We start from the raw sequence: 16,558 nt of genomic DNA on the forward strand, positions 1-16,558 counted from the left end.
GTAATTATGTCCATAGCAGTGAGAAAGATAAAATCAGATGAAATTAATTATCTTTAAGAATATTATGCCCAACTTCTTCAAACACGGCTCGGCGGAGATCTTCCTCTAACTCATCAATGGTTTGAGGTAAATAAAAGTTTTTATCTCCAACGCAGCTTTTCCAATCTACCGTTGGATAATAGGCAATGCCAATAAATGAAATTTTTCCCACTGACTCATCCGTACTTAACACCTGTCTAATTTTATCGCACATGCCCGCGTTGATAAGATTCGGCGTAATCATCACATTTTTGGGATCATCAGTACCATCCGAAACAATGACCATAACCTTGCGTGAGGCTGTACCTGAGGCTAAATAAGGTACGCCAAGCAATACGCCAGAGCTAACCAAAGTTCCTCCTTCGGCACTCATGCCATTAATTTGATTTATTTCAGCAAGGCTGCTGGTCAACGGAACTTTCCAAGAATGACTGTTGCGTAGGCAGGTACTCCCGTTAACGTTGGAAAGTGGGATCTGAATATCATGAACTGGATTCGGTATTGCTGCTACGCTGCCTGAAATATCGATGTATTTCTCTAATGCCTTGTAATTTCCGCCTGCTAATATATCCGAGGGAACTGGCCCATGACTCACGAACGGAAAATCACAGTCTGTCCCCTCTTTGCCTCCCCAGCCAAAAGGGACAAAGCCAACTTTATTATCGATATTGTAGGAAAATAGCTCATCTGAAAGCTTTAATACAATGCGTTTTAGTTCGGCTAATTTGGTACTACCGCCAAAACCTTCGTTCATCGAACCTGAAAAATCGGTAACAAAGATAACGTCCATGTTGGAACGAAACTTACGTGCTGCCCCGTTATCACCAATAACGACCTGCTTGTCAAAACTGGGGAAGAACGTAGAAGAAAACCACGAATCCTGAAGCGTTTGCCCACTCACCCGATATTCTACATACGATAAATTCTGGTTATTGGGTGAAATACCACTTTTCACAATCACGGTGGGTTTAAAAACATCCACATCGTGACGCATATAGGCACGAAAATAATCGCTCGACAGCGTATAATTTCGCTGTGCTCCATCACCGTTATCCTCTGCCGTTAATGCCAACGCGGCTTGCTCCATGGCATCAGAGAGCCGAGCTCGCTCAGTAATATAGCGTGAACCTTCCAGCCCAAACGCCGCCATACTGAGCAAAAATCCCGACATCATGACAAAACTAATAGCAAACGCTCCACTGCGATCCTGTTTAAAGCGTCGAATACTGGCTAACAGTGATTGCTGCATAAACATAGTTGCTCCTTATTATTTAAGGTTCCGCGACTGCCCGCTTTATTGTCATTAAAACAAATAAGATAAGGTAAAGGACCAGGGCGATATTTCGCCACTGCCTTCCCCGTTCGGTCATGGATATATTTTATTTCCCCGATAAACTCCGGCCCTGCGGGGTTAATATCGAAAACCTCAATTTTCACTCGTGCTCTATACGTTGGGCTCAAATAAAGCATCTGGTTTATTTCATCGATTAAGTTCGACTGATTTGGTTGAGCCGAATCGATAAATATCACCGCCTGTTGCTGTGCAGCATGAAGAGGAAACAGAAGCCACAGCAGGCTCAATAACACACCAAGCCTCATCATCTAGCGCAGCATCACAATGGAGAATGAAGACATCACAGGCTTTTCCTCGCTCGACGTTAGACGGGTAAACCAGCTAAACGTAGGCAGACAAACGGTTACCTGATAGAGCGGCACCCATCGCCCATAGCTACCGCGTGGCGTCAGTTGCTGCAATTGATTAAGCGGCTGTGGTGGCAAACATTGCCCCGAGCTGCCACTGTCCCAAGACTTATACAGCTTGATCTGCTTTCTATCGTCACCTAAACGAATAGGATCTTCGAAATGCATTTCTTCAACATGCATGCTCATCTGTGAAAGGTCGATCGTGCTGTTCATATCTGTGAGTATTCGTCTCGCTAAATCGGCAATGGCATTAACGTCTTGTTGGTTCAACGTTTCGCGTGCGTCATAGAGCTGGATCCGCTCACGCAAGATACCGGCAACTGAATAAGAAACACGATCTAACTTCCCAATTGTTGCCTGACGAATTACTAAATCCGTCAGGAAGAAAATAAAGAAGATGAGCGCAATCGAAATCATGACAAACTCAACCGATACCGAGGCTCGCCTGTCAGTCCATAAACTTGGAACGTTCATATTCTTGAACAAAAATCACCTCGCGATTTAATAAGTTGTTGGCCCAAATATCGGGAAAGGGGAAGAACATAGGATGGTATTGATATTCCAATTGATAACGCGCTAAAGGCTTATACCGCGAGTCACCGCTGGTGCCGCCTGTATCAGTCATTTCTCGAATAGAACCGGCATAGGTAATATTCATCGTGACGGCGTCCGGCCGAGTTAGGAACCCCCAAATAGCACCGCCTTGCTCAGTGATACGCTTTTGGAAACGATTGTCGTAACCTCCATCATCGACGGCAGAGGCATTTTTAGACTCTTTGGCAGCCTCCGAAACAGCCAAATCAATTACCGCAGAGATATAAGACAGCCGCGCAATCTCGGCGACAAACAGCACCAAGAAAATAAACAGTATTACCGTCAAAGAAAATTCAATTGAGGCTGCGCCTTCATTATCTCTGATAAAGCGTTTGCGTAATGCCATTACCCCATTCCTTTTTCTGTTGGATTAATCATGGCCAGCGCATCAATCAACTCGTCGCTACGCTCCGATAATCCTTCATTTATAATGATATCTCTGGCATAGCGGCGATCGCCGACCTTAACCAACGACAGTACTAGGTTGTGAAGCAGTTGAGACTGCTTGCGCCCACGTAAATACTGCGGCAGCAACAAGCTAACGGCATCCTGATAGCGATGATCCAATACCGCCACCATGGCCATATTATTAATAGCCACATCATCAGCGATAAACAGGCTGCGAGCCTTTTCGATAGACTGCAATCCTTCCGTTAGCTTGCCTGACTGTGCCTGAGCCACACCTTTCAGGTTATAAGCCTCCGCACTTTGCGGTTCGCGTTGTAACATTTTTTCAGCCACTCTGATGGCCTGCGGATAGTCACCTAGGGCAATCATATTTTGTGCTTGCAACGTATAAACGTTTAGGTCCGGTGTTTTAAACAACGGCTGCATAAAGTAGAGTGACGATTTGTAATCACCTGATTGATAGTAATAGCGTGCTAATTTAAGCCGTACCGCTGGATCTTCTTTTTGCTTTAGCCAACTGCGATAAAGATTAATTAATCCGTTATAGTTTTTTGCCTTGAGCAATATATCTTCCCGGTAATTCATATCGCTGGTAGAGCTAGGCACTCGTTGAATACATCCTGATAATAATGTGGCACACATCAGCGCTATAACGATATGTTTAGAAATGTGCATTTTGCATAATCCTTAGAATGCCTGGTGCGGCGATTAAAATAGTAATAGGGAACATGATGAATAGAATTAGCGGCACACTCATTTTGGCGGATAGCTTGCCTATTTTCTCTTCCGAATTCAGTAGCTGCATGTCTCGAATATCTTTCGAAAGCTCCATCAGATTTTCATATAGCGATGTGCCATAGTGCACACTCTGCTGTAGGGTGGCACAAAACATGCGCATTTCCGTCATATCCATCGAACGATAGAGATCCATTAATCCTTCTTCCAATCCGCTCACTTCGGCACGTTTAACGAGATGCAACATTAAATCCGCTAGATTTTTATCGAGATCGGCTGAACGTTCAGCAATAAATTTCACCGAGCTTTCAACCGTCATGCCCGCCTGCACACACACAGCAATGAGATCGACAAAATAAGGCAACGCATCCAGCATCAACTTAATACGAGTATTAATCGCTGGATTTAGCATCATGGCTGGCAGCACCAATACAATCATAAAAATAAAAAGCATGATCATGGCTAGCGCTTTCATACTGATGGAAAAGATACCAACAATATTTAGAACCAGTAATACCCCGCCAATCACGCCGCAAATACGCGCTTTGAGAGGAAGGCTTTTTTCTAAATCATTAAGAAACGTTAGCCACTGGCTGTTACTTATAATCAACGCTCGATAATCGATTGTTGAATACTGATTCTGTTGCTTACTCTCAGCCTTAGGCGCGACAATTTCCCGCTGTTTTTTCCAATACTGCTGATGGCGTATTGCCAATAGCACCATGAAAATACCTAACAGCACCATGACTAAATATGACATCACCATTAAAGTGCCCTTCTTAACAGAATCCAGATAATGATCATGCCAATCGCCTCACTGGCAATCACATAATAAAGAATGAGTCGACCTACAGGATCGTGAACGACAAAGTCAAAATTCTCAGGACTGAAATATTTCATTCCACAGAAAAACAGCAGCGGTAAAGATGCAACGATTTTGGCCGATGTCCTCGCTTCAGAGGTCATCGCCGATTTACGCCGAGCCATATTTTTGCTGTTGTTCACAATCCGCGATAACCGCCCCATTAACGTGCGTAACTGCCCACCATGCTGAAGGCTCACCAACATCACCACGACAAAAAAATAAAACTCACGATAGCGATAGTTTTCCCACGCATCGTTGAAGACACGCTCGGGATCTTCTCCCAAATTCAAGCGGCGATCGATGCGATGAAATGTGACGCCCAAATCGCCATCAATTCCTTCTCCGCAACGATGTAAGGCCTGATGAATACTGTTACCCGCAGAAACCGCGGCATTGACCACGGAGAGGATTTCAGGGAAACGGTCTTCAAAATATCGGCGATGCAGGCTACGACCGATTCTCAGTTGGGCAATAAACATCACCATTAGCGTTATTGGCAGGAAAAACATCACGTCAAACTGCAGCCAATTAGCGTTAAGGAATAACAGCACTAGCAAAAGTATTAGAGCCACCATCGCGCCTTTCATTCCTTTAAGGCTTAAATCACCTAACGCATATCGCTTCCACTCCAACCATAGATTCGTCACATAATTTATGACCAGCGACGGCTTTGGATTCGCGTGACTCTTTGACGCAATCTTGGTCAATTTTCGCCAGTTAAATAGATTAACGCAGAAGATCGCTAGACCAATAAATAGGATCAGAAAAGCCATTCCTTACTCCATGCCGAATATGTGTTTTAGCTCATCACTAACATCAAACATCACCGCATTGCGCATGACGGTAGAACGCATTAAAAGACCATGATTAACAAACTCACCTTTAATTTTTCCATTTTCATCACGCTCTGATTGACTTTGGAAGGTAAAAATATCCTGCAAAATAACCCTATCTCCTTCAATACCCATAACCTCACTAATGTTCATTATTTTTCGACTACCATCATTTAATCTCGATACTTGAATAATAATGTTAATTGCAGAAACGATATTTCGGCGTATCGACTCCATTGGGATATTCATCCCAGCCATCATCACCATATTCTCCAAACGAGAAATAGCATCACGTGGATTATTTGCATGCAACGTAGACATAGATCCATCATGCCCGGTGTTCATCGCCTGCAGCATTTCGAAGGACTCTTCACCACGACACTCACCGACAATAATTCGATCTGGTCTCATCCTAAGTGAGTTAATCAGTAAGGCTCTCATGGTGATTTGACCGGTATTCTCCACCCCGGCTAAACGCGTTTCCATTCTCAATACGTGGGGCTGCATCATCCGCAACTCTGCCGCATCCTCCATCGTAATAATACGTTCACTTGGATCGATATATTTTGACAGCGCATTCAGAAGCGTGGTTTTACCTGAGCCAGTTCCCCCGGAGATAATAATGTTCACTCGACAGCGGGCGGCAATAATCAGGAAATTAGCCATCTGCCCGCTCATCGCCCCCATACGAATGAGATCGGATAACTCGATGTTACTTTTTCCAAACTTACGAATAGAAATCGAGGTGCCATCAAGCGCAATAGGGGGGATTGCGACATTCAAACGGCTGCCGTCATGCAGCCGAGCATCAACCAGAGGCCGCCCTTCATCAAGGCGCCGCCCCACCTTTTGAACTAAACGTTTAGCAATATCAGTCAACTGATTATTATTAATAAAGCGGCACGTGGTCAGCTCCAACTTACCAAAACGCTCTACGTAAATACTTTTCGGCCCGTTTACCAAAATATCACTGACGGTCTCATCTTCTAGCAGAGGCCTTAATGGGCCGTAGCCCAAAATTTCATCAGCCATCATTTCAGCAAAAGCATTCTGAGTTTGGGAGCTCAAATAGATATTTTGCTGCTCCGCTACGCCCTCCAGCACACGATTCATTTCCGCGAGTAGCTGAACACGATCCTCAACCAAGGCTTCGATAGTATTGATTTCGATATTTTGTAAAACGCCTTCACGTAGCACTTCTTGAATTTCAATACTGATATCCATTATACCTCCTGACGTTTCTTCAACAGGCGATTAATCAACGAGCCCTTATTACCTGATGTTCCGCCAAGAATTAAGCGGGTTAAACGATCGATAGGGGCCGCTTTGCGGCTAAACCCCGCTAAACGCGTGACACCGTCTTTTTGTTTGTTATAAGGAAAATGCACGTCCAGCGGACGCCCCAACAACGACTGAATATCTTCCATGCTCAGCATATTCATGGTGAATGGCCTGCTGTCATTCAGGCAGATAAACAATCTACGTGGGGCAAGCTGGGAGCGATTTAATGAATCAATGACCTCAATCATGCCACGAGCCACACGTACAGATGCCATGGAGCGATCCATCACTAAAACCAGACAGGATGAGCTTTCAACTAATTGCCGTAGCGTCTCTTTATTTGCCGTATTTATCGCTTCTTCAAACAATACAAAGTTATATTTCTGAAAACTGTCCTGCGAGAGATCGGGATAAAACGCGCTACTACTACTCATCAGATCGAGGTTTTTTTGCCCCGCAACAATCTCCTGCACCATTTTCTTGCCTGTCAGTAAATCAAGATCGCGAGACCCGGCTGCGCCTTGCACAAATAAGGATGGCATGTCCCGTAACTGAACAATATTGCTGATGGTTTGGTAAGCAATGGAACTATTTCCCACCCCGCCTTTACAGCCCAAAATGCTAATACTGACTGCCCAGCGAGTGGCTTTAAGATTGGTTCCTGAAATCGCTGCCTGCACAAATAACTCACGCTGAGAGTTCAAATTAAAATATTGAATACCCTGGCGTAAAAAGGCCTGCGCTAGCATGATAGAATCACTATCGCCCACGACACAGCACCATACCCCTCGTGGAACCATCGCTAAAATCGTAGGTACAATATCTTCAATATATTCCTGATGGCCTATATCAATGACGATGCCATAGTCTTTTTCAGAAATAGTCAGCGTCTTTGTCGCATGTAAATCTTGCAAAACGCTTTCTACCTGATTAAAACCCGCCAGTCTTATCAGTTGGCTCAATTCCTCATTGATGATCTTACGTGAAGATAAAACATAAAAAGCCTTCTCATTGAGAGATGACTTCACATCACCCTTTTGCGGGAATAACAGCATGCTTGCTCGTCCTCAGAAATAATATTTATATGGACTAACTAATGAAGAACCGAGATTATTATTCAGTGCGCATCCAGTATCGTCATAAAGACTAAATTTATAATTCTGCGCCAAATAGCGACACTCGGGTAATTGCAGCACTATTTTCTGGACATGAGCCTGAATACCCGACGCTTGCTGTGTTCTATAACCACCGCCGGTATACGCTAGTGTGATACGTTCAGGTACAATACCCTTGGCAATTAACTCATGCCTTATCTGTTTAGCTGTTGCTGAAAAATTATCATCGAACCATTCAAGACGAATGTAGCCATTGAATCCGCCGCTGGCCTGACTCAATATTTTTCCGATACCAATCTCTTTTGAAATTTGATCGCTTGAGGCAATCTCAATGATCTGTTCTGTTATTTGCGGAGAACCCTGTTTATCCAACTGGCTTGCCAAGCTTTGGGATGTGGTTAGCAGCAGCGATACAACGAACAGTGGCGTAATGAACCGGTGTTTTGAGAGCATCATTTAATAAATCCTCCCTGTTCTACAAATTCCTGTGCCAGTTTTCTATCACGCAAATTGCTGATGGCATCAAAATTTAAAAAGCGGCTCAGCGTAGACGTTCGTTGAAAATCAGGCATGACAATGTCGCGCATGGTGACGGGCTTAACCAGATTCACTGTCGCCACTACCACCAATTCACCGCGTGAACGCTCCGTTTTAGCATTTCTAAATAACGCCCCAAGGATAGGGACATCGCCAATGAACGGCAGACGAGAAAGCTCTTCGCGCTCGTTATTACTAATCAGTCCACCTAAGAGAAAACTTTCACCATCAGCCAACTCAACGGTGGTTTTTGCTCGTCGAGTCTGGAAGGCTGGGAATGAATCGCCCGCATTAGTGCTATAGGTACTATCGACATTGCTGACCTCTTCGCCCAAAGTAACGCGTATCCGCTTGTTGCTGCTGACTTTAGCGCCTACATTCAGTTTGATCCCAAAGTCCTTGTACTGAACGTTAGAGCCGTTTGCTGAGCTTGTAACCACAGGGACTTCGCCGCCGACCAAAAATTCTGCAGATTCACCCGATAGCACCGACAAATTCGGTTCTGCCAATACGCGCGCTACCGAATCATTGCTGATGGCATGTACCAATGAACTGAGCGTATCAGCGTTAAATTTCACAAAGCGGAAAGTACCTGGTGTGATATTCCCGCCACTCCCGCTAATAGTGCCCCAATCAATTCCTACGTTATCGCTGAAAGTTTTCGTTACCTCAACAACAGAGAGTTTCACGTTAACCTGATTTGTCATCGGCAGCTTTAGCTGGTTGATGACCTCTTGATAGACGACTTCATCCAACCAAGAATTACTATTCTCACCGTTTCCGCCACTCCCTCCATTCGTGTTGGCCACCTCTTTCTTATTGGTGGTGCGCGTCGCCCCAACACCCTCACCAACAATCTGATAAACACGATCGCGGTCTTCTTCAGTCGCGACACTGCCGCTGAGGATATAAGTCTTCCCCATTTTCTGCAGGGTGATCTGACTGTCTGGCACTAAGCTAGACACCTTTTTTTGCAACGAACTTAAAATGGGATCAACGACAAGCGTCGTTTTTACTAGCTGATCGCCATTCTTGTCGAATGCAATAAGATCGGTCTTGCCTTCACTCTTGGCATACACCATCACCCCGCGCTCACCGATAATTTCATAATCGGCAACCTTGGGAGCAGAAATGAAAATAGTATCAATATTTCCATTCACTTGAATAACCTGAGATTCACCCGCATCCATATAAAGCTCCTGAGCGCGGGTATGCACAGAAAAAAACAATCCAGCAATACTAATCAACCACAACGCTCCGATGCCGGCACGCCCTGTTTTACTATGTGTTTTTCGCTGCTCCGTTAAGCTAAAACTCACTCTCCACCTCTCAACTCTTTAACTGAATTAAACTGGGGTAAAACCTCATCCATTCGTATTTTCTGGTTACTCTCATCCTCATATTCGTCAAATGGGAATAACAACAATTCACCGGCTTTCTCAACCACCTTAAGTTCAGCAAGTTGCTGGCTATCCAGTCTCAATACGATCGTTCCCACAAAATCCTCATTGCTGTAGGATTTCGTTTTCTCTTTAGGGATCTTTTTAATATCAACAATAGATAGCGGCCCCATCACTCGGCTAATCGCATATCGTTTCATATTGGCATCAGGAATATTGCTCCCTTCCGTTACCAGCCCAACGCTATTTTTTTTACTTTTATCAACCTCAATCAAACGAAGATAAAGAGAAACCTCATCGCCAATTGATAGCGATGATAGAAGATAATCATCTTCTGGCTTGACCTTATAAGAATAAGGAGTCTCATTGCTTCTCAATGAATGAGCAGCAAATGTCGAGCTACTTGGCGACTCAACCATATGAGGTAAAATAAAGCTGCCATTGGAAATATTGTGCCTAACTAAGTATCCCTGAAGATCTCCGTTATCTAATGAGGAAATATCACGACGATCTTTTATATCTTGGGCAACCTCAATAGAGGTTAGTGTGTAATCATCACGCTTTAAGATGTCATAAGGTTTTAGTTCTCTCACTGCCTTAGCAACCGTAATCGTGTTTACGGCAGTAATGGCATCTTGCTTAACCTCATTCTCCGGTGTTTTCTTTTGAACAAAAATACCAGCAATACCGACGGCAATAACAATAATTGAAAGAAAAAAAAGCATTCGATGATTCATTGAGATGTCCTAAGTTATATTAATAAAACAAAGATGGCAGCGGATACACAAAAATAAATGCTAAAGAAATGGCAACACCATAGGGAACGCCGTGACTACGCAGATTATTACGAAAAAAAACAAGACCAAAGATAGCAATAGCGCCACCCAGAAAAGCAGTCAAAAAAAGAAAGTCGTAAAATAGCGCGCCTTGAAATGCTAGGGCTAATATGGCAACCAGCTTAGCATCGCCTCCTCCCCATAAGCGTGCAACAAAAAGCAGGAAACCTCCCATCAGGGTCAGAATGGCAAACGTGACGTTGGGCCATTGCTGTTGCAGAAAAATAAGTGGGATTAAAGAAACGAACAACAATAGCAGACTAGAATGAGTGATTTTTCTAAAGAAAATGTCCTGCCACATGATAAAAACCAGAATTATACATGTGACAATAAAATTAATTTTAATCATCAAAGTCATATCTTTGCTCGTTAAATTTATTATGGGTACTAGCGACAAAAATGCAGCAAGAATATCATCCGTGATGTTCTTGCTGCTAAACAGAGAGTCTTATAAAAAACGCGTTCTAACTGACTATAACAGCCTTAAGGCGCGGTTTTACTGATAGTAACGCTTTGGATTGCTTCAGCAATTTTGTCAAATGCCTCTTTCAGTGCTCCCAAGAAACCAGAATTCTGGTCACCCAAAATGAATGCCAACAGAGTCGCCATGGCTACGCCAATTAATGCATATTCAATCGCGGTAACACCGCGTTGGTCTTTACCAAACTCATGAAAGCGAACATGAGCAGCCACATAACATTTAGTTAAAAAGTTATTCATTATTTTTCCTTGTGAATGGATATCCATCCGTTGTGATGGACATATTAATTACTATCTTACTTAGCCGATTCCCCAAAGGTTACGACCCAGCCATTAGATAATATTCCATCTTTATAGTCCTCATTGAGGTCACATTTGTTTTTATAATTTGTTAATGATAAAAAACATAGGCCAATCACTTAGCCAAAAAGAAAATAACAATCACGATCAGCGTTGATATCCAGCACACCGCAAGCAGCGCCAATACAGAGATAAAAATATTCCAGCGGCGTGAGTGATACCACTCATTGCCTGTTCCAGAAGACTCAGAATGGGTCTGATAACCCACGCTGTCCAAAGGTGATATCAGCTCCTCGGTAAAACCTGCTGATGTCGCTAGTGGCATCACATTAATTCGACTTTCTGTGGCAAGGTCAGGTATCGACTTATTTTCACGTAGCACGCTCCCCATGTATTTTACGCCTTTCCTCGGAATCGTTTTTATCAACGAACTTGAAAGCCCTATCTGGTCAAAGGACTTTCTCAGCATATAGATTTGACCATAATAACTGCTATCGCTTACAGATCCCCGTTGCTCATGCCAAACCTGATTGATAATGTTTTGTTTATCCGTTTCTCCTTCTAGCAAAAGAAGTAAAAATCGATAACTATTTTCAGGCAGGTTAATGACTGTTCCAAAATCATTTATGAGGCAACGTTTCTCAGGCTCAAACCGGATACCATCCCCAAGGATGAATATCGAATCATCCTTACTTACATCATTCATTAGTCGTAAGCTCCAGTGTGACTTTAATCTTCACCATTATTAGCCTTTACTGTCAAAAATAGAATCTCAATATTCTCAGCGATCTTATTGGATGTCGTAATTAAGGGCGAAGTATACAAGAGAGATATTGGCTAAGAAACCCCACAAACCTCATTTAATCTCATTCATGGAAAATAAGAATAATATACTGAAACATACACTAATATATCTTTTAATAAAGAATGTAAGATCGCGAGCTGAATAAAAGAAGAATTAATCATTATCCTAAAGAGATCATCCCCATCAATAAGCCATGCTTGATAAAAAATATAATCACTATAAATTCAGATATATCGTGTGAATTTAAATAACTCAAGCCAGTAGAATATGATTTGACTCGCTATCTTAAGATAATATCCAATCAGTTTATCAACTCTGATAATAAGAAAAAACTTAATCCACTGAGAACAATCGTTGATTAGTAAGAGTTATTGAAAGTAATCAACATAGGTATGTAGGTATGAGAAGTTTTCGCTAAGGATCATGCACAGATGAGTGTATTGCACGTCGTGGCTTTATGGAAAACCCATGAATGTTAGGGCTGCCGTGAAAGCAAAAAAAAAGCTGCAAACTTAAAGTTTGCAGCTTTTACACCTGTTAGATTTGTTTTTAGATAACGCTGCGATGATATCGCAAGCAATAATGCAGCCCACATAGGTGAGCTAGCACTCCTGAGATAACCACGCTATAGCAAAATTCGCTAGTTGTTATCTCATTTTGTATAGAAGGGGTTGCGGGAAAATCTCAATGTTCAGATTCCTCCTTCACATACCAACGTAGAGAGTTAAGAAGTGATTTAGGTGATTTGATCACTTTCCCCTCCTCTACTAACTGTAAAAGAATGGCACGAGTAGTATAAATACTCACACCACAGCTATCAGATAGCTCCCTCGTTTTTGGCCAATGCTCTGGTTCGGGTAGATAACCTTTTCCTCCTTGAACTGATGCTCTATTTTTGCAAAGGCGATGCAGAGTTTTCAAAATTTCCTGCTTTTTTAGCTGGCGTGGTAACTTCTCGCTTCTCATAGTACCTCCCATTAGGTGAATCCATGACTAAAATACCGGCTGACGGTATTCCTTACATGGCATTGCTGTGGCATAAAAACACAAATCGTCTGACTCTTTTTAATTTATGTGGTTTGGAGCGCGTGTTATTCGTCCTTAGTGCTGCTAATTACCTTTCTGATAAATTGAACATCGTTGCTCACACCTAATTTTTCATAGGCGCTGCATTTTTGAGCGCTGATGGTTTTGATACTTCTATTGAGGATCTTAGTGATTGTGGTTGTGGTGATACCTTTCATTATCAGATAAACCACATAGCGTTCCCGCTCGGTTAAAGCAGCTTCCGCGCTGAGCCTATTAAAGTTGTCCGCTAATTTACTCGATATATCATGAGAGTCCATACTACCTCCGTATAAAGCAGGTGTTTTATTCATTCACTCAGTTAACTTTACTGCGTGTTCATTATTTTTTACGAATATACATGGTAAGAACTTTCTCTTTAATATAAGTAGAGAGTTTGTTCTCAATATAGATGTAAGATAAGTAAGACAGAAGATAAGTTATAATTAATGTAATAACTAGTAGATCAAATCGATGATTAAAGGTATCAAAATAGTTATCAGAATTGATTTTTTTTAATACGTATATTGAAGAAAACATTACAGCCATATGTAATAGATACATTGAGTAAGATATTTCTCCGGTGAACATCAGCCATGATGGGTAACGGCGTGCCCTAACTTTTTCATACTTAAGTCCGGCCAACAGTAACATAAAGCATGCCAGACTATATCCACCGAGGTGTCCACTTTCCCTTGATTGCCACGGAGAATACAGTGTATAGCAAGTAAAACAGAAATATCCTACTGCACATAACATGAGAACTCTGCCAAGCCAGGTTATTTTTGAATTCATTCGTAGGTAGAGAATTGCGGCAATAATTCCCATTAAAAACTCTAGGATGATTGGATTAGTCATCATTAATCCATACTGCCAAATGAATGTACCATGCCCCTCTCTAGGCGTTATGCCCTCCCACCAATAGGATGAGCTGAGCAGGACTGCAAAAAATAAAAATAGTGCAGACCAACGGTAATGACGCAACAGCAGAACAAGTGCAACCATTAGATAAAAAAAAACTCATAGTTCAACGTCCAACCGCTCTCAACCAAGGCATACCCGAACGCAGGCGCTACGCCCCCGTTTAATGGGATAAACAGCAGCGATTTCAACGTATTTAATAACAAGTTTTCATTAGGTAACCCCATAGCCCAATAAGTTACAAAATAAGCTATAGTCACAATATAGTAGGTTGGAATAATACGAGTAGCACGTTTGGTGAGATAAATAAAACTATCATGCACTCCACCGCTAAAATTACGCGCGGTGATATAAGCAAGAAAACCGCTAATCATAAAAAATAGATCGACACCGAAATAACCATGTCTTAAAAACGTCTGGTCCAATGGAGATATAAACCAGCTGTAGTGATAAAGCACAACGGAAAGCGCCGCCACTCCTCTAAACGCCTGAATGACGTCAATATTTTTTCTTTCCTGCATATCATTATCCATACTGCAAACATATAAATAGCCGTGTAAACTGCCTACGGCGTTGAGAACCGTAGGCAGTAATTACGCATCAAGCATTGCGAATCTAATATTACGCATCAAAACGAAGCTGAAAGTCCTAAGGTATAACTGAACATATCATCGCGGTTTTGATTACTGTACGAAGTAGAAATATAGCCCTTGAGTGTTTTATTTAGTGGGAAGTTGGCACCGACCACTGCTTTGACGGAATCCTGACGCCCCTTATTCGTAGAAGTCGTAAATGAGGTGGCTGTACTATTAATAGCGGCTGAAACTTTGCTATCTCGATCGCCCAACTGACGTTGATAATCTACCTGCAAATAAGGTTTCACATCGTAGTAGCTCATATCAAAACGCCAACCTACACTCCCCGTTTGCAACGTCTTGTTTTGATCAGAAAAGTGCATAGACGTGCTGCGGTTACCGTTTTCACGATAGCCATCAACATGAACCTTATCCCAGGAATATCCAAGTACCGGTCCCGTCGTTAGCCAAGAAGACACAGGAATATCCCAACCAGCACCAATACGTCCACCATACTGATGCGCTTTAGTATCACCACTTTCAGTTCGATTAGATAAGCCCAGCGTTATTTGACGTTCGATATTCTCTAAGTTGGCCTTGGTGTAATGCATATCAGCATTTAGCCACCCACCTTGTGGAGCCTGCCATTGAGTAAACAGGCCATACGATATGCCATGACTGTTATAGCTAAAGTTTTCCGTCGGCGTGTTATGATTTAGTCCCCCTGAAATCATAACACCTGCGGTACCATACTCACTCATTTGCCACGATATACCGATGCTGCCATTATTGGTGCTGTCATTACTAGGAGCATTAGCAAAAGTAGAATCATTTTTACCACTGCGGCGTAAATAATGAGACGAATAACCACCAAATACCTGTACATCATTCAACTCATGCTGATGGGTTCTTAACGTTTGATACTGGCCATCTAAGGTTGAACGCGCATCTTCAACCATACCTTCCGTAGCATGGATCAATGAGCTGACGTAGAGCGGTGCGTCAAGAATAGAGACAAAATACTCAGCAATAATCTGATGTAAGTATGGGCTAGGATGGTGTTCGTCCGAGAACATATATAGCTGGCTATCGTCGTATCCATTCATCCCTGTATTGCAGTACGGGCCAAATACTTTAAAACTGCAAGGGAATCCAACCGTAGTTTTGAAACCAAAGGCTTGCGGTTGCTCTAATACCTCATGAAATAACGTAGACACATCGGCTCTTACGATATTGCCATGCAGTTGACTTAGTGCCTGCTCTGTTTGCTGGTTGTTATACTCCAACATTGACGTCAACGTATTATGCAGAAAATCGTATACGGGACTTATCACTGAGTCTGCCAAACCAGGTAGCCCCAACCCTTTAGCCATCGCATTAACAATAGCCGTTTTACGCGAGGCTTCATCAGGTGTAGAAGCATTGTTAAGTTCTTGGCGAATAACTTCGAGTTGCTGAGTAGACAGTGGCAACATCGTCAACATGATGGTCGGCAAAAACGGTGTATCTGCGATATTTGGAATATTAGGTACAATAACGGTACCCGCACCGTTGTCCAATAATGTTTGAGTTTGCTCCGCCACATTTCCCACGGCTCTGTCAATTTCACCATATGGACTAAGTGGGTTATTCATTATGGCCAGAGATATATCATTACCGCCGGTCCATAAAATGTACAAGCCATTTTTATCTGCCTTACCATCATGATCGGAAAGATAAGTATTAATCTGTTCCTTAGTTCCCATCCATACTAATGGCTGATCGACAGCAACCCCTGTACCCTCCGTTTGAGAGCCCGAAATGGCATAATTTCCTCCACCTTGTGTAAACGGTTTAAAGTCAATCCCCATCATTTTGGCAATCTGCTGGTTATACAACAGACTCGTTTGATTATTCGCAACAAACTTATAGGTACTGCCAAAACTTCCCGTGTCAGTGAGACTGTCACCAAAAGTATATAAATTATCGAATCGGCCATTTGCATTGGCACAAAATGCCGTTGCCGAAATGAGCGAGGCCAATAATGCTAACCGATGTGGTTGCATAATTCATTTCCTATTTTATT

The 16,558-nt window shown here is 42.6% G+C and carries 18 protein-coding genes and 1 pseudogene; all 19 read right to left on the reverse strand.

The window, feature by feature from the left end:
- Positions 1-43: 43 nt before the first annotated feature.
- Positions 44-1,294: a TadE/TadG family type IV pilus assembly protein gene (locus M988_RS11555; RefSeq protein WP_064574219.1), complete on the reverse strand. Its 1,251-nt coding sequence runs from the start codon at positions 1,292-1,294 to the stop codon at positions 44-46.
- The gene (locus M988_RS11560; protein WP_248846507.1) at positions 1,270-1,626 is read right to left on the reverse strand and encodes a hypothetical protein; all 357 of its coding nucleotides are present in this window, start codon (positions 1,624-1,626) and stop codon (positions 1,270-1,272) included. The genes M988_RS11555 and M988_RS11560 overlap by 25 nt, the downstream gene beginning before the upstream one ends.
- 15 nt (positions 1,627-1,641) lie before the next feature.
- Entirely contained in the window at positions 1,642-2,160 is a 519-nt protein-coding gene (gene tadF / locus M988_RS11565) for a tight adherence pilus pseudopilin TadF (RefSeq protein ID WP_048797521.1), read from the reverse strand.
- 31 nt (positions 2,161-2,191) lie between these two features.
- A complete protein-coding gene (locus M988_RS11570) occupies positions 2,192-2,683 on the reverse strand; it encodes a TadE/TadG family type IV pilus assembly protein (protein ID WP_008813216.1) in 492 nt (163 codons plus the stop codon).
- Positions 2,683-3,420 carry a tetratricopeptide repeat protein gene (locus M988_RS11575; RefSeq protein ID WP_039187643.1) on the reverse strand — a complete coding sequence of 246 codons (738 nt, stop codon included), beginning with the start codon at positions 3,418-3,420 and terminating at the stop codon, positions 2,683-2,685. The genes M988_RS11570 and M988_RS11575 overlap by 1 nt, the downstream gene beginning before the upstream one ends.
- Positions 3,407-4,246, reverse strand: a complete 840-nt coding sequence (locus M988_RS11580) for a type II secretion system F family protein (protein WP_008813214.1) — start codon at positions 4,244-4,246, stop codon at positions 3,407-3,409. The genes M988_RS11575 and M988_RS11580 overlap by 14 nt, the downstream gene beginning before the upstream one ends.
- Positions 4,246-5,118 carry a type II secretion system F family protein gene (locus M988_RS11585; RefSeq protein WP_064574223.1) on the reverse strand — a complete coding sequence of 291 codons (873 nt, stop codon included), beginning with the start codon at positions 5,116-5,118 and terminating at the stop codon, positions 4,246-4,248. The genes M988_RS11580 and M988_RS11585 overlap by 1 nt, the downstream gene beginning before the upstream one ends.
- 3 nt (positions 5,119-5,121) lie before the next feature.
- Entirely contained in the window at positions 5,122-6,402 is a 1,281-nt protein-coding gene (locus M988_RS11590; protein WP_008813212.1) for a TadA family conjugal transfer-associated ATPase, read from the reverse strand.
- Entirely contained in the window at positions 6,402-7,514 is a 1,113-nt protein-coding gene (locus M988_RS11595) for a CpaE/TadZ family protein (RefSeq protein ID WP_064574225.1), read from the reverse strand. Before M988_RS11595 ends, M988_RS11590 begins: the two co-directional genes overlap by 1 nt.
- A 12-nt stretch (positions 7,515-7,526) precedes the next feature.
- Complete coding sequence (locus tag M988_RS11600; protein ID WP_008813210.1) at positions 7,527-8,030, reverse strand: hypothetical protein; 504 nt, start codon at positions 8,028-8,030, stop codon at positions 7,527-7,529.
- Entirely contained in the window at positions 8,027-9,430 is a 1,404-nt protein-coding gene (locus M988_RS11605) for a type II and III secretion system protein family protein (RefSeq protein WP_008813209.1), read from the reverse strand. Before M988_RS11605 ends, M988_RS11600 begins: the two co-directional genes overlap by 4 nt.
- A complete protein-coding gene (locus tag M988_RS11610) occupies positions 9,427-10,248 on the reverse strand; it encodes an SAF domain-containing protein (RefSeq protein ID WP_020303802.1) in 822 nt (273 codons plus the stop codon). Before M988_RS11610 ends, M988_RS11605 begins: the two co-directional genes overlap by 4 nt.
- 19 nt (positions 10,249-10,267) lie before the next feature.
- A complete protein-coding gene (locus M988_RS11615) occupies positions 10,268-10,705 on the reverse strand; it encodes an A24 family peptidase (protein WP_064574227.1) in 438 nt (145 codons plus the stop codon).
- Positions 10,706-10,830: 125 nt separating this feature from the next.
- Positions 10,831-11,067: a Flp family type IVb pilin gene (locus M988_RS11620; protein WP_008813206.1), complete on the reverse strand. Its 237-nt coding sequence runs from the start codon at positions 11,065-11,067 to the stop codon at positions 10,831-10,833.
- Between the two features lie 175 nt (positions 11,068-11,242).
- Positions 11,243-11,833, reverse strand: coding sequence for a winged helix-turn-helix domain-containing protein (locus tag M988_RS11625; RefSeq protein ID WP_048797522.1), 591 nt, complete (start codon positions 11,831-11,833; stop codon positions 11,243-11,245).
- Between the two features lie 783 nt (positions 11,834-12,616).
- The gene (locus tag M988_RS11630; RefSeq protein WP_020303804.1) at positions 12,617-12,898 is read right to left on the reverse strand and encodes a FaeA/PapI family transcriptional regulator; all 282 of its coding nucleotides are present in this window, start codon (positions 12,896-12,898) and stop codon (positions 12,617-12,619) included.
- 125 nt (positions 12,899-13,023) lie between these two features.
- On the reverse strand, positions 13,024-13,278 hold the full coding sequence (locus tag M988_RS11635; RefSeq protein ID WP_008813204.1) for a helix-turn-helix domain-containing protein: 255 nt from the start codon (positions 13,276-13,278) through the stop codon (positions 13,024-13,026).
- A 61-nt stretch (positions 13,279-13,339) separates the two neighbouring features.
- Positions 13,340-14,451, reverse strand: a pseudogene (locus tag M988_RS23360) (acyltransferase family protein).
- Positions 14,452-14,546: 95 nt separating this feature from the next.
- Entirely contained in the window at positions 14,547-16,538 is a 1,992-nt protein-coding gene (locus M988_RS11650; RefSeq protein WP_039187636.1) for an autotransporter outer membrane beta-barrel domain-containing protein, read from the reverse strand.
- Between the last annotated feature and the right edge of the window lie 20 nt (positions 16,539-16,558).

It is taken from the genome of Hafnia paralvei ATCC 29927, assembly GCF_001655005.1.
GTDB classification, from domain to species: domain Bacteria; phylum Pseudomonadota; class Gammaproteobacteria; order Enterobacterales; family Enterobacteriaceae; genus Hafnia; species Hafnia paralvei.

Excerpts from the sequence above, each read along its gene's own strand:
- M988_RS11625 (WP_048797522.1), bottom strand. The coding sequence starts at position 11,833 with ATGAATGATGTAAGTAAGGATGATTCGATATTCATCCTTGGGGATGGT.
- M988_RS11610 (WP_020303802.1), bottom strand. The coding sequence starts at position 10,248 with ATGAATCATCGAATGCTTTTTTTTCTTTCAATTATTGTTATTGCCGTC.
- M988_RS11585 (WP_064574223.1), bottom strand. The coding sequence starts at position 5,118 with ATGGCTTTTCTGATCCTATTTATTGGTCTAGCGATCTTCTGCGTTAAT.
- M988_RS11630 (WP_020303804.1), bottom strand. The coding sequence starts at position 12,898 with ATGAGAAGCGAGAAGTTACCACGCCAGCTAAAAAAGCAGGAAATTTTG.
- tadF (WP_048797521.1), bottom strand. The coding sequence starts at position 2,160 with ATGATTTCGATTGCGCTCATCTTCTTTATTTTCTTCCTGACGGATTTA.
- M988_RS11575 (WP_039187643.1), bottom strand. The coding sequence starts at position 3,420 with ATGCACATTTCTAAACATATCGTTATAGCGCTGATGTGTGCCACATTA.
- M988_RS11580 (WP_008813214.1), bottom strand. The coding sequence starts at position 4,246 with ATGGTGATGTCATATTTAGTCATGGTGCTGTTAGGTATTTTCATGGTG.
- M988_RS11615 (WP_064574227.1), bottom strand. The coding sequence starts at position 10,705 with ATGACTTTGATGATTAAAATTAATTTTATTGTCACATGTATAATTCTG.
- M988_RS11600 (WP_008813210.1), bottom strand. The coding sequence starts at position 8,030 with ATGATGCTCTCAAAACACCGGTTCATTACGCCACTGTTCGTTGTATCG.
- M988_RS11595 (WP_064574225.1), bottom strand. The coding sequence starts at position 7,514 with ATGCTGTTATTCCCGCAAAAGGGTGATGTGAAGTCATCTCTCAATGAG.
- M988_RS11635 (WP_008813204.1), bottom strand. The coding sequence starts at position 13,278 with ATGGACTCTCATGATATATCGAGTAAATTAGCGGACAACTTTAATAGG.
- M988_RS11650 (WP_039187636.1), bottom strand. The coding sequence starts at position 16,538 with ATGCAACCACATCGGTTAGCATTATTGGCCTCGCTCATTTCGGCAACG.
- M988_RS11570 (WP_008813216.1), bottom strand. The coding sequence starts at position 2,683 with ATGGCATTACGCAAACGCTTTATCAGAGATAATGAAGGCGCAGCCTCA.
- M988_RS11620 (WP_008813206.1), bottom strand. The coding sequence starts at position 11,067 with ATGAATAACTTTTTAACTAAATGTTATGTGGCTGCTCATGTTCGCTTT.
- M988_RS11590 (WP_008813212.1), bottom strand. The coding sequence starts at position 6,402 with ATGGATATCAGTATTGAAATTCAAGAAGTGCTACGTGAAGGCGTTTTA.
- M988_RS11555 (WP_064574219.1), bottom strand. The coding sequence starts at position 1,294 with ATGTTTATGCAGCAATCACTGTTAGCCAGTATTCGACGCTTTAAACAG.